At 62.3% G+C, this 12,755-nt stretch carries 10 protein-coding genes; 2 read left to right on the forward strand and 8 right to left on the reverse strand.

Going from position 1 to position 12,755, the window contains the following annotated elements; all coding sequences use genetic code 11:
* Positions 1-37: 37 nt before the first annotated feature.
* From VGE08_RS02975 to dtd, 5 genes are all read right to left on the reverse strand, one after another.
* The gene (locus VGE08_RS02975; protein ID WP_331066366.1) at positions 38-1,516 is read right to left on the reverse strand and encodes a peptide MFS transporter; all 1,479 of its coding nucleotides are present in this window, start codon (positions 1,514-1,516) and stop codon (positions 38-40) included.
* A 220-nt stretch (positions 1,517-1,736) separates the two neighbouring features.
* Positions 1,737-2,501 carry a twin-arginine translocase subunit TatC gene (tatC, locus tag VGE08_RS02980; protein ID WP_331066367.1) on the reverse strand — a complete coding sequence of 255 codons (765 nt, stop codon included), beginning with the start codon at positions 2,499-2,501 and terminating at the stop codon, positions 1,737-1,739.
* A gap of 8 nt (positions 2,502-2,509) precedes the next feature.
* The gene (gene tatB, locus VGE08_RS02985) at positions 2,510-2,950 is read right to left on the reverse strand and encodes a Sec-independent protein translocase protein TatB (protein ID WP_331066368.1); all 441 of its coding nucleotides are present in this window, start codon (positions 2,948-2,950) and stop codon (positions 2,510-2,512) included.
* A gap of 24 nt (positions 2,951-2,974) precedes the next feature.
* Entirely contained in the window at positions 2,975-3,205 is a 231-nt protein-coding gene (gene tatA, locus VGE08_RS02990) for a twin-arginine translocase TatA/TatE family subunit (RefSeq protein ID WP_331066369.1), read from the reverse strand.
* An 88-nt stretch (positions 3,206-3,293) separates the two neighbouring features.
* The gene (gene dtd / locus VGE08_RS02995; RefSeq protein WP_331066370.1) at positions 3,294-3,761 is read right to left on the reverse strand and encodes a D-aminoacyl-tRNA deacylase; all 468 of its coding nucleotides are present in this window, start codon (positions 3,759-3,761) and stop codon (positions 3,294-3,296) included.
* An 827-nt stretch (positions 3,762-4,588) separates the two neighbouring features.
* Here dtd and mrcB point away from each other — a divergent pair.
* Both mrcB and VGE08_RS03005 read left to right on the forward strand, forming a co-directional pair.
* On the forward strand, positions 4,589-6,913 hold the full coding sequence (mrcB, locus tag VGE08_RS03000; protein WP_331066371.1) for a penicillin-binding protein 1B: 2,325 nt from the start codon (positions 4,589-4,591) through the stop codon (positions 6,911-6,913).
* A gap of 268 nt (positions 6,914-7,181) precedes the next feature.
* Positions 7,182-7,547 carry a hypothetical protein gene (locus VGE08_RS03005; protein ID WP_331066372.1) on the forward strand — a complete coding sequence of 122 codons (366 nt, stop codon included), beginning with the start codon at positions 7,182-7,184 and terminating at the stop codon, positions 7,545-7,547.
* A gap of 179 nt (positions 7,548-7,726) precedes the next feature.
* Here VGE08_RS03005 and VGE08_RS03010 read toward each other — a convergent pair whose 3' ends face one another.
* Genes VGE08_RS03010 through uvrD form a run of 3 tightly spaced genes read right to left on the reverse strand, consistent with a single transcriptional unit; the run spans position 7,727 to position 12,738 of the window.
* Complete coding sequence (locus VGE08_RS03010) at positions 7,727-9,175, reverse strand: TrkH family potassium uptake protein (RefSeq protein WP_331066373.1); 1,449 nt, start codon at positions 9,173-9,175, stop codon at positions 7,727-7,729.
* 9 nt (positions 9,176-9,184) lie between these two features.
* Positions 9,185-10,573, reverse strand: coding sequence for a Trk system potassium transporter TrkA (trkA, locus tag VGE08_RS03015; protein ID WP_331066374.1), 1,389 nt, complete (start codon positions 10,571-10,573; stop codon positions 9,185-9,187).
* On the reverse strand, positions 10,570-12,738 hold the full coding sequence (gene uvrD / locus VGE08_RS03020; protein ID WP_349258608.1) for a DNA helicase II: 2,169 nt from the start codon (positions 12,736-12,738) through the stop codon (positions 10,570-10,572). The genes trkA and uvrD overlap by 4 nt, the downstream gene beginning before the upstream one ends.
* Between the last annotated feature and the right edge of the window lie 17 nt (positions 12,739-12,755).

Consider the following 12,755-nt stretch of genomic DNA (forward strand, 5'->3'; position numbering starts at 1 on the left):
CTCTCCAGAACTCGTGGCGAGCGTGGCTCGCGGCAGCTTACTTCACGCCCGCCATCATCTTGCGGATGAACGGCGTCAGCACCAGCAACACCACGCCGGCGATGAAGCCCCACCAGAACAGATACAGGAACTGGCCGGGCATGCCAGGCAGGTTGTTCGGATCGATCTCGCCAGCGAACTGGCCGGCGAGGTTGTTGCCGAGCGCGGTCGCGAGGAACCACAAGCCCATCACCTGACCGACGAAGCGCGCCGGCGCCAGCTTGGTCATGGAGCTCAAGCCCACCGGGCTCAGGCACAGCTCGCCGAATGTATGCAGCAGGTAGGTGAGGATCAGCCAGGTGGGCAATACCTGCTCGCCGGCGACCACGTAGCGCGCGGCGAGAAACATCACCAGGAAGCCAAAGCCCATCAGGATCAAGCCGACCGCGAACTTGGCGGGCGCCGACGGATCGAGATTGCGTCGGCCGAGATTCACCCAGATCGCCGCGAACACCGGCGCGAACAGGATGATGAAGAACGGGTTTACCGCCTGCAGCGTGCCGGCCGGCAATTCCCAGCCGAACATGACGCGATCGGTGTGCCGCTCGGCGAACAGATTGAACGACGCGCCGGCCTGCTCGAAGCCTGCCCAGAACATCGCGCAGGCGATGAACAAGGCGATCATCGCAATCACGCGCTTGCGCTCGTCACCCTCGAGCCCGGCGAAGAACAACAGGTAAGCAAAGAACCCGGCGGCGAGCGCCACCAAAGCCCAGTTGAGTGTTTTGGAAACGACCACGGGATCGAGCTGCAGCCAACCCAGCAACGTAGCCGCCATGACTGCGATGAGCACGACCATGAAACCAACGATGGGAGTCCAGCTCGCCGTTTGGCCCATCGGCACGACCCCGGACGTCCCCAGATAATGTTTGGTGACCTGGAACTGCACCAGGCCGATCAACATGCCAATCGCGGGCAATGCGAAGCCGACATTCCAACCGAATGCGTGCGCGGCCATCGGCACGAACAAGGAACCGAGCGTGGCGCCGACGTTGATGCCCATGTAAAAAATCGAGAAGCCAGCGTCGCGGCGCGAGCCGCCTTCGGGATACAACTGCGCGACGATGGCGCTGATGTTGGGCTTGAGCAGCCCCACGCCGAGCACGATCACCAGCAGGCCGATGAAGAACAGCTGGGTGTTGCCAGTGGCGAGGCAGCCATTGCCGAGCATGATCAGCACGCCGCCCCAGAACACTGCCCGCTGCTGGCCAATGAGTCGATCGGCGATCCAGCCACCGAGCAGCGATAGCAGGTAGGTGCCGGAGATGTACAGGCCGTAGATCGCGCTGGCGGTGCGATCGTCCAGTCCCAGCCCGCCGTCGGCGATGGCCGCCGTCATGAACAGGATCAGGATGGCGCGCATCCCGTAGTAGGTGAAGCGCTCGAACGCCTCGGTGGCGAACAACGTCATCAGGCCACGCGGCTGCCCGAAGATCTGCGGGCCATGCGTGGAATCGCGTTCGACGGGTTGATTCATACGGGAAGAGTCTCCCTGCGTCTCGAAGAGGCCGAGCGGCTGTTGTTATGGAGGTCCGCGCGAAACAGGCGCGGACTGTCATGCATGACGAATGTCATGGAGGCGCAGTCTCACCGAAGAATGCGCCGCGGAGCAAGCTTGGGCGCTGCGGGCTTCGTCAGGCGGCTTCGGTGTATACCGAAGTGTTCAATCGCCTGCCGCGCGCGTGCTCGACAAGTGTTCAGGCCTGAGCCGAATCGGCGCTCTTTTGGCGCTGCCGGACCATGAGGCGCGAGCCCAGGATGCCGATCTCGTACAGCAGGTACATCGGCACCGCCATGAACGACTGCGATATCGCATCAGGAGGGGTCAGGAACGCGGCAACGACGAAGATGCCGAGCAGCACGTAGCCGCGGTTCTTGCCCATGGTGTCCACGCTCACCATGCCGGTGGACGCAAGCAGTACGGTCGCCACCGGGATTTCGAATGCGACGCCGAAGGCGAAGAACAGCAGCACTACGAAATCGAGATAGTTCGCCATGTCCGTCATCATCTGCACGCCGGCCGGCGCCGCGGTGGTGAAGAACGCGAACATCAGCGGGAACACGACGAAATAGGCGAAGGCTACGCCGCAATAGAACAACACGATGCTGGAGGCCAGCAGCGGCACCGCGAAGCGCTTCTCGTGCTTGTACAAGCCTGGCGCTACGAATGCCCAGGCCTGATAGAGCACGTATGGCATCGCCAGGAACAGCGCAACGAACAACGCCAGCTTCAACGGCGTGAGGAACGGGGAGACCAGGCTGGTCGCGATCATCGATGTACCGCTCGGCATTCTTTCGATGAGCGGCGTGGCCACCAGCGTGAACAACTCGTTGGAGTAGATCGCGCAGGGAACAAATACTATGGCGACGGCGATGACCGCACGCAGCAACCGGTCGCGCAATTCGACCAGGTGCGAGATCAGAGAGCCTTCGGCCAGTTCTTCGCGCTCGTCAGCACTCATGCGCGAGCTCACTGCACGGCTGTATCGCGTACAGCTTTATCGGGGGGCGTTTCGGCAGCCGATTGCGGCGGCGGCTCCATGCCGGAGACCATGGTTTGCAGGTCCAGGCCGCCGGTGTTGTGCGGCTTGTCGCTGGCTGCGGCATGCTCAGTCGATGGAGTCGGGTCGGTTGCCGGAGCAGACTCGGCCGGCGTAGTAGCGGAAACATCGGGCGTATACGGGGGTGTTGCGGTTTCAGGCTGCGGCGGCGCCTGCATCGGACGAGACTTGGTCATCTCATCGAGAGTGACCTCCTGTTCCAGCTGCGTGCGCAGCTGACGCGCCATGGCCCGGGCACGACCAGTCCACCGGCCTACCTTCTCGGCCAGACCGGGCAACTTTTCGGGCCCCAGCACCAACAGTGCCAGGCCCAGGATCAGCACGATCTCGGTGAAACCGACTTCGAACATCGCGACGTGAGCCGGATCAGTGCGTCAAGCGTTGGACGACTTGCTGCTGGCCTTGTCCGCGGTGGTACCGAAGTCCGCGTCCTTCTGGGGCGAGTTGAGCTGCTGCGTCTCTTTCTCGTCCTCCGTATCCATGGCCTTCCGGAAGCCCTTGACCGCGCTGCCCAGATCCGAGCCGATCGTCCTCAAGCGCTTGGCGCCGAAGATCAGCAGCGCAATGGCGAGGATGATCAGAAGTTCTTTGAAACCGATGCCCATTTGACTCTCCCGCTTCGCAAAGCCGCCGGATCATACGCCAAAAGCGGGTGACGACGTGGCGGCAGAACTGGAAAACTCTTGCCTCATCCTACGACGGCTCCCGTGCTACCGGCGCCGGTGGTACCTGTAACCAGAACGTCACGGGACCGTCGTTGGTAAGGCTGACCTGCATGTTCGCCCCAAACTCTCCGGTTTGGACAGCACCGAGCCGCAACCGTGCCCGTTCCACCAGATAATCGAACAGTCGCCGCCCTTCTTCGGGAGGAGCCGCCGGACTGAACCCCGGTCGCGTGCCGCTGCGCGTATCCGCTGCTAGTGTGAACTGCGAGACCAGCAGCAGCTGTCCGCCAATGTCCTGCAAGCTGCGATTCATGCGGCCGTCCGCGTCTTCAAAAACGCGATAGGTACAGAGCCGTTCCAGCAGCCGATCGGCTTGGGCCTCGCTGTCGCCTCGCTCCACCCCCACCAGGACCAACAATCCCTTCTCGATGGACCCGACCAGCCGGCCGGCGACACGGACTTCGGCATGGGTAACGCGCTGGAGCAGACCGATCATGGGAGCCTGGTAAGTGGGTGTGGCGGGCAAGAATAGCCGAGGCGCAGGGGTACTTTATGAAGTTTCAGTCATGGCCGTTGTTCTCCACACGAGGCCCATAAAACCTAGAAGCGAACCAGAACTGTCCCACTATTGGGCCGGAAGGCGCTGGTTACAGATGGATATGTAACAAGAGTTGCAAAAGATGCCTATGTGGAGACATTTTAGCCTCCACATAGCGTGTCTACTGTGTTTCTGGATACATGGTTATGACCAATCGGCCAATATAGCGTCTAAAGTGGGTTGCTATTGCTTATATATGGGAAATACTTGATTTACGGTGGCATTCCTGAGCCAGCTCTCGCAATTCAGCCTCCGCATCCCTTCATGACAGCTTCTGACCTGTCATGGTCCGGCGACCAAACCGGACTCCCGCTTCCGGAGCATCTTCATTTCCGAGGTCCATCTCGGCTTGCGCCCCGTACTGGTCCATCGCCGCATTCCTGAAACACAAGGTGAAGAACGCGGTGAAGTACATCGTGAACTTCCAGCTCCGCTGGCCGACGAAGCCAGGCGCCGCCTCTCGACGGCATCGTCTACTGCAACGACAGGTCGAGAGTAGCGGTCCAAACCATATGCGGCCCGTTCAGATCCGCGGCATTGCTGTTCAGGCAGGAAGAGGTGGCCAGGGGCGGCGAGATCAGGGGCAGGGAAGGTCATGGCGATGTAGCATCCGTGCCCGGCACCAGACCCGGCCGCGACGGGCCGCAGAAGTTGCCACGGGTTTGCCCGATTTCTGCCGCAAGGTCAACGGCCGGCAGTCCCGCAGCGGATGATGCACATACGAGATGAGAGCACTGAAAAGAGCACTGAAAAAGCACCGGAAGCGGATTTTCGCGGGCGCCGCCCTCGTGTTCGGTGTCGCCACCATCGCCTTCACTGTCTGGGTGTTCAGCCTCGATCGCACCATCACCAGCCAGTTCGAAGGCCGGCGCTGGACCCTGCCGGCCCAGGTGTATGCACAACCCACCGAGCTGTACGTCGGCCAGACATTCAGCGCCGACACGCTCGAAGAGGAATTGAAGCGGCTCGGCTATCAGCGCGTCGATAAAGCTCAGCATCCCGGCAGCTATAGCCGTCGCGGCACACGTGTCGATTTGATCAACCGGCGCTTCCAATTCTGGGACGCCCTGCAGGAACCGCAGCTCCTCACCATCAACACCCGCGGCAACGCCATCCAGGACATGCGCAATGGCCGCAACGAGGAGGTGCCCATCTTCCGCCTCGATCCCTTGTTGATCGGCAGCATCTTTCCCATTCACGGCGAAGACCGCGTCGTCGTCACGCCGGAAGAAGTATCGAGTCTGTTACCGAAGGCCCTGAAGGTGGTCGAAGACCGCAAGTTCGACACCCACATGGGCGTCAACTTCTCCGCGATCATCCGCGCCGCGTGGGTGAACCTTCGCGCTGGTCAGATCGAGCAGGGCGGCTCCACACTCACGCAACAGCTGGTGAAAAGCTATTTCCTCGACAACCGCCGCACCCTCGGCCGCAAGGTCGAGGAAGCCCTCATGGCCATGCTGCTGGAAGTGCACTTCAGCAAGCAGGACCTGATGAATGCGTACATCAACGAGATTTATCTCGGCCAGGACGGCCGGCGCGCCATTCACGGCTTCGGCCTCGCCAGTCAGTTCTACTTCGGCAAGCCACTCGCGGAACTGCAACTGCATGAAGTCGCGCTGCTCGTGGCCATCGTTCGCGGCCCTTCCTACTACGATCCTCGGCGACATCCCCAGCGGGCTCGGGAGCGGCGCGATCTGGTGCTGAAGCTCATGGCCGAGCATGGCGTGATCGACCCCGCGATGGCTCAGAAGGCGGCCAAGCGTCCGCTCGGCGTCGTCAGCAGCGGCACGCAGGCCGGTGGTGGTTACTACCCCGCGTTCCTGGACCTGGTGCGTCGAACCTTGCGACGTGACTATCGCGAAGAAGACCTCACCGAAGCGGGCCTGCGTATTTTCTCCACCCTCGATCCGACCGTGCAGACCAAAGCCGAGAAGGTGCTCACGGAGGAGCTCGATCGCATCGAGAAAACTCGCAAGACCAAGGCCAAGACGCCGCTCGAGGGCGTCGTGGTGGTCACCGCGCCGCAGAATGGCGAAGTGATTGCCATGGTCGGTGGCCGACAGGCGGCATTCGCCGGCTTCAATCGCGCCCTGGACGCGAAACGTTCCATCGGCTCGCTGGTCAAGCCCGTGATCTATCTGGCTGCGATCGAGACCGGCAACTACACCGCCGCGTCCATCGTCGAGGATGGGCCGGTCTCGGTGAAGCTCGACAATGGCCAGGTGTGGGAACCGAAAAATATTTCCCAGGAGTATTACGGTCCCGTGCCGCTGGTCCGCGCACTGGCGCAATCGCTGAATCTCGCAACAGTGCACCTGGGATTGGAAGTCGGCTTGCCGAAGGTGACGCGCGAATTCGTGGCACTCGGCCTGGAGCGCGAGCCGCCGAAGCTACCGTCGGTGCTGCTCGGCTCCCTCGATGTTTCGCCACTGGAAGTAGCGCAGCTGTACAACGCGTTTGCCAATGGCGGCTTCAGCACGCCCTTGCGCGCAGTGCGTGCAGTCGTCGATGCGCAGGGCGAGCCGCTCAAATCGTTCGCCCTCGAGGTCACACCTGTGGCCAGCCCGGACGCCGTTTATCAAGTGAATCGAATGATGGTCGAAGTCATGCAACACGGCAGCGGCCGCGGTGCTCGGGCCATCCTTCCGCCGCAACTGGTGGTCGCCGGCAAGTCCGGCACTTCTTCGGACTATCGCGACAGCTGGTTCGCCGGCTTCTCCGGCAGCCATCTCGCCGTCGTGTGGATCGGCCACGACGACAACACACCCACCGGGCTCACCGGTTCGTCCGGCTCGCTCCCCGTCTGGTCACGGTTGATGGCCAGTCTTGGAACAACCTCCTGGAGCGCACCGTTGCCGGAAAGCCTGGAAGAAACCTGGATAGAATTCCCCACCGGGCTGGCGGCCCGGCCCGACTGTGGCGAAGAGCCCATACCGATCGCTGTACCCAAGGGCACGCAGCTGCCGATGCAGCCGGCGTGCGAAACCAACGTATTCGGCGAATTCGGCGAGCGGGCCAGGGAATGGTGGCGCGGCATCACGCGCCAGTGAGCTTTGCCAGGAGGCGGCCCGATGGGGATTCAGGAGCCCGAATCGGTTCCCGGACGGGCGACGAACACTTTTTCGGTTGACGATGGTCTGATCACTCGTGAGAACCTGGCAGCGACACCTTTCCTGGCTCGTAACCGCCATCGCCGTTTCGGCGTGCACGGTCCCCGAACCCTATAAAACCCCGGCCCCGCCGGCCCCCGTTCCTCCCACGCAAACCGAGCCTCCGGTAGAAACCCGCCCGGTCCCGCCGCCCGAGCAACCCTCCGAGGTGCCCGAGCCGCTGCCCGCGCCCGTCGTTCGCGAACCCACGCTGAGCGCCGCCTCTCGCGCATTGGTGAACCAGGCCCAGATCCAACTGAAGTCCAAGAACTATCCCGTCGCCGCGTCCTCCATCGAACGCGCCCTGCGCATCGAACCCGACAACCCCCTGCTCTGGATCGAGCTCGGCAAAGTGCGTCAGGCCGAAGGCAACTACGTGCAAGCAGAAAACATGGGCCGCAAAGCCGCCTCCATGTCCGTCAATTCGCCCAAAGCAAACTCGTCGGCATGGAGCCTGATCGCAGAATCCCTGCGCGCCCGAGGCAAGAACGTAGAAGCGCAAGAAGCGCAGCTACGCGCGCAAGGCGTTCGCTGAAGCGCGCCAACGCTTCACAACAAGCAGCCGACACTCGCACGTAATACCGTAGCTCACGCTAACGAAAGCCACAGACGAAGATTCATTTCTTCTCTTCTTCTTCAACAGCCTACCGCCACCACCGCCGCATCGGCAGCCCCATCCTGGCGCTGCGAGCCACCGAGGCTCCGCTCCGAAGATCAGCGCCGCCAGAACGAAGGCGTAGCAATCACCAACAGCGGAAAAATCTCCAAGCGCCCAAGTAGCATCGCAATCACGCACAACCACTTCCCCGGCTCGGAAATGCCTCGAAAGTTCAACGACACCTCCCCAAGCCCGACGCCGTAATTATTCATGCAGGCCGCAATCGCCGAAAACGCCGTCGTGTGATCCGCGCCCGCGATCATCATCAACACCATCAATACGGCGAACAAAATGATGTACGCCGCGAAGAATCCCCACACCGAATCGATGATGCGCCAATCCACCGGCTTGCTGCCCAACCTCACTGGAATCTCCGCGCTCGGATGGATGAGGCGCTGCACTTCTCGCTGACCCTGCTTCCAGATGAGCAACCATCGAATGACTTTCATGCCGCCCGAGGTCGACCCCGCCGACCCGCTGATGAACGTGGCGAGCAGCAGGATGACCGGAATCGCTCCTGGCCACAGCGAGTAGTCAGTCGTGAAGAATCCCGTTCCCGTCTGCGCCGAGATCGCATGGAACACCGCCGTTCTCATCGCCTTCTCGGTCGCGTACACGTTATCGACCAGCAGCATGCCCAGCGTCAGCACGAACAACGCGGTCGCCAGAACCAGAAACGCTCGAAACTCCGGATCACGAAAGTAATCCTGCACTCGGCGATAGCGCAGCACGAAGAAGTGCAACGCGAAGTTCACGCTGCCCAGGAGCATGAACAACTGCGCAACGACCTCCACTGCCAGATTGTCGAAGTAGCCCAGGCTCGCGTCATGCGTCGAGTGACCGCCCGTCGACACCGTCGAAAAACTATGCGCGATCGCATCGAACGGCGTCATGCCCGCCATCCAATAGCAGGCCGCGCACAGCGCCGTCAGCGTCACATAAATCACCCACAGTGCCTTCGCCGTCTCCGTGATGCGGGGCGTGAGCCGCACATCCTTCGCCGGCCTCGGACTTTCCGCCTTCAGCAACTGCATGCCGCCGACACCCAGCATCGGCAACAGCGCCACCGCCAGCACCACGATACCGATGCCACCGAGCCACTGAATCTGCTGTCGAAAATAGAGGATGGAGATCGGCAAGTCCTCCAACCCGACGATGACCGTAGCCCCGGTGGTCGTGAACCCTGACACGGCCTCAAATACCGCATCGGTGAGTGTGAGCTCCGGTTTATCCGAAAGCAGCAGCGGCACGGCTCCGGCCAGGCCCAGCACGATCCAGAACATCGAGACGATCAAGAATCCATCGCGCACGCGCAGGTCTCGAATCGCCTTGCGCGCCGGCCACCAGACCAACGCACCCACGACCAGCAACGCACCGAAGGAATCGAGGAACGGCTGCCAGTGGCCGTCGCCGTAGTAGAGCGCCACGCCCACCGGCGGCAGCATGGTCACGCTGAAGATCATCAGCAACAGGCCGAGGATCCGCTGAACGGTGAGGAAGTTCATCGCGAGCGCTTATCTGGCATGCCGGCGTGGCACATCGAACAATCGCTCGACCGCTTCGACGTGGCGGCGGTCGGTGAGGAACAGGATCACGTGATCGTCGCGCTGGATCATGGTGTCGTGATGCGCGATGAGTACCTGGTCGCCGCGTGCGATGGCGGCAATGGTCGTTCCCTCGGGAAGAGGAATGTTCTCGATGCGCTTACCGATCACGCGGCCTTCACCTTGCACGCCGTGCACGATGACTTCCAGCGCCTCGGCCGCGCTTTGTCGGAGCGAGTGAACGCGCACCACGTCGCCGCGCCGCACGTGTGCCAGCAGCGAGCCGATCGTCACCTGTTGCGGCGACAGGGCGATGTCGATGGAGCCGCTTTGCATGAGCTCGGCATAGGCGGGCCGGTTGATCAGCGCCATGACCTTGTGACAGCCCAGCCGCTTGGCCAGCATCGCCGACAGAATGTTTGCTTCTTCCGCGTTGGTGACCGCGACGAACACATCGGCGCTGTCGATGTTCTCCTCGAGCAGCAGCTCTTCGTCCGCCGCGTCGCCGCTGAGCACGATGGTGTTGTTCAGCAGCTCCGACACACGCCGCGCACGGCGAGGATCGCGCTCGATGAGCTTGACCTGATGTTCCCCTTCCAGGCGCTGCGCGAGGCGGAAGCCGATGTTGCCGCCGCCGGCGATGACGATGCGACGCACCGGATCTTCGAGCTTCTGCATCTCGTTCATCACGAGGCGAATGTCCTCGCGGGCCGCGATGAAGAACACTTCGTCGCCGTGCTCGATGACCGTGGTGCCTTCCGGCTTGATGCTCTGGCCGCCGCGATAGATCGCAGCCACGCGGGCGTCACGGCCTTGCATGTGCGTCGGCAACTGCTTCAGTTGCTGACCGACCAGCGCGCCGCCCCGCCATGCCTTGACGCCGACCAGCCGGATGCGGCCGTCTGCGAAATCCAGCACCTGGAGCGCGCCGGGATAGTGGATCAATTGCACGACATGATCGGTCACCAGCTGTTCGGGGCTGATCGGCACATCGACGGCGAACGCGCGATCCTCGTGCGAGAACAGCTTGGTGTGCTTGGTGAAGTCGGCGGAGCGAATGCGCGCGATACGCGTCGCATCCTTGTTGAACAGGCTCCAGCAGATCTGGCACGCGACCATGTTCACTTCGTCGCTGTTGGTGAGCGCGATGAAAATGTCCGCATCGCGCGCGCCGGCGGCTTCGAGCACGCTGGGCTGCGTGCCGCTGCCTACCAAGGTGCGAATGTCGAGACGATCCTGCAGGTCGCGCAGCAACTCGTCCTGCACATCGACGACCGTGACTTCGTTGGCAGCTTCGCGCGCCAGGTGGTAGGCGGCGGTGCGGCCCACCTGTCCGGCGCCGAGGATGATTATTTTCATACCGGTTCCAGATTCGCGTACGCCAGCATCAGCCACTTGGTGCCCTGGCGCTCGAAATTGACCTGCACGCGCACGTGGCTGCCCTGGCCTTCGAGATCCAGCACGGTGCCTTCGCCGTATTTGCCATGACGCACGCGCTGGCCCAGCCGCACACCGCCCATGCTGGCGGGATCCTCCTGCACCCGGCCGCCCATGTTCCGGTGAGCCGAATACATGGGGCGAGAGATCTGGATGCGCGGCCGGATCTCTTCGATCAACATCGCGGGAATTTCCTTGATGAAGCGCGACGGCGTGCCATAACTGTCCACGCCATGCAGCCGACGCTGCTCGGCATAGGTGAGATACAGCTGCTTCATGGCTCGCGTAGTGCCCACGTAGCAGAGGCGACGTTCTTCCTCGAGACCCTCGACATCGCTGATCGAGCGCTGGTGCGGAAACAAACCGTCTTCCATGCCGCACAGGAACACCACTGGGAACTCCAGACCCTTGGCCGAATGCAGCGTCATCATCTGCACGGCATCGTCGCCAGCGCCGGCTTGTTCTTCACCCGATTCCAGCACGGCGTGCGCAAGAAAGCTGGCCAGCGGGGCAGTCTCGGTGTCGCCTTCGGGCTCGTAGCCGCGCGCGGCCGAGACCAATTCGTTCAAGTTGTCGACGCGCGCCTCGCCGCGATCGCCTTTCTCTTGCTGGTAATGAGCAATCAGGCCGCTCGCATGAATGACGTGATCGACCTGCTCGTGCAGCGGCAGGTTGCGGGTTTGCTGATCCATCTGCTCGATCAGCAGCATGAACGCGTGCAGGGCCTGCCCGCCACGCGCGCCAATCTCCTTGATGCTGGCGCCCGCGGCTTCCCACATCGATGTTGCGTTGGCTCGGGCGTAATTGCGCACGACATCAAGGGTCTTGTTGCCGATGCCGCGCGTGGGCAAGTTCACGATTCGTTCGAAGGAGGCGTCGTCCGTGCGGTTGAAGATCAACCGCAGATAGCCCAGCGCGTCTTTGATTTCCGCGCGTTCGAAGAACCGCAGGCCGCCGTACACGCGGTACGGAATGCGATGTGACAGCAACGCTTCTTCGAACGTTCGCGATTGCGCGTTGGAGCGGTACAGGATCGCGCATTCACTGCGCAGGCCGCCCTTCATCACATATTCGCGAATGCGATTGACGACGAAGTCCGCCTCGTCGCGCTCGTTGAATGCGGCGTAGAGCTTGATGGGGTCGCCTTGGTCGCCGCTGGTCCACAGGTTCTTACCGAGCCGGCCGCTGTTGTTGGCGATCAGCGCGTTGGCGGCAGCGAGAATGTTGCCGGTGGATCGATAGTTCTGCTCCAGGCGGAACAGCTGCACGTTGGGATAATCGCGGCGGTACTGCTGCAGGTTTTCCACTCGCGCGCCACGCCAGCGATAAATCGATTGGTCATCGTCGCCGACCGCGAATGGCAGACCGTCCGGACCCGCCAGCAGCTTCAACCACGAATACTGAATCGTGTTGGTGTCCTGGAATTCGTCGATCAACACATGACGGAAGCGCTGGCGATAGTGGTCGAGCAGCGCGGCGTTGTCGCGAAACAGCTCATAAGCGCGCAGCAGCAGCTCGGCGAAATCCACCACGCCGGCGCGATCGCACTGCTCCTGATAGAGCGCGTACAACTTGATGAACTGCCGCCTGGTAGGGTCGCCATCGTCCTTGATCTGCTGGGCGCGCAGGCCTTCGTCCTTGCGCGCGTTGATGAACCACATGATCTCTTTGGGGACCCAGCGTTCCTCGTCCAGGTTCTGCGCTTTCAGCAGCCGCCGGATGGCGCGCAGCTGATCATCCGAGTCCATGATCTGAAAGCTTTGCGGGAGGTTGGTGTCGCGCCAATGGATGCGCAGCAAGCGGTGCGCGATGCCGTGGAAAGTGCCGATCCACAGCGGTGCGCTGGGCACGCCCAGCATGGACTCGATGCGCGCACGCATTTCGCCCGCCGCCTTGTTGGTGAAGGTTACCGCCAGGATGCCGTGCGGCGAGGCGCCCTCGACCTGCACGAGCCAGGCAACTCGGTGCGTCAATACGCGCGTCTTGCCGCTGCCGGCGCCCGCCAGGACCAAGGTCGGTGCCAGCGGGGCCGCGACCGCGGCGCGCTGCGCATCGTTAAGTCCTTCAAGTAATGGGGAAACGTCCAGGATCAGTCCTCTGGGTC

Origin of the sequence: Steroidobacter sp. (assembly GCF_036406195.1) — a bacterium.
Lineage (GTDB): Bacteria > Pseudomonadota > Gammaproteobacteria > Steroidobacterales > Steroidobacteraceae > Steroidobacter.

Bases quoted from the DNA above. Each gene is read 5' to 3' on its own strand.
- VGE08_RS03010 (WP_331066373.1), bottom strand. From the start codon at position 9,175: ATGAACTTCCTCACCGTTCAGCGGATCCTCGGCCTGTTGCTGATGATC.
- tatB (WP_331066368.1), bottom strand. From the start codon at position 2,950: ATGTTCGAAGTCGGTTTCACCGAGATCGTGCTGATCCTGGGCCTGGCA.
- dtd (WP_331066370.1), bottom strand. From the start codon at position 3,761: ATGATCGGTCTGCTCCAGCGCGTTACCCATGCCGAAGTCCGTGTCGCC.
- trkA (WP_331066374.1), bottom strand. From the start codon at position 10,573: ATGAAAATAATCATCCTCGGCGCCGGACAGGTGGGCCGCACCGCCGCC.
- tatA (WP_331066369.1), bottom strand. From the start codon at position 3,205: ATGGGCATCGGTTTCAAAGAACTTCTGATCATCCTCGCCATTGCGCTG.
- VGE08_RS02975 (WP_331066366.1), bottom strand. From the start codon at position 1,516: ATGAATCAACCCGTCGAACGCGATTCCACGCATGGCCCGCAGATCTTC.
- tatC (WP_331066367.1), bottom strand. From the start codon at position 2,501: ATGAGTGCTGACGAGCGCGAAGAACTGGCCGAAGGCTCTCTGATCTCG.
- mrcB (WP_331066371.1), top strand. From the start codon at position 4,589: ATGAGAGCACTGAAAAGAGCACTGAAAAAGCACCGGAAGCGGATTTTC.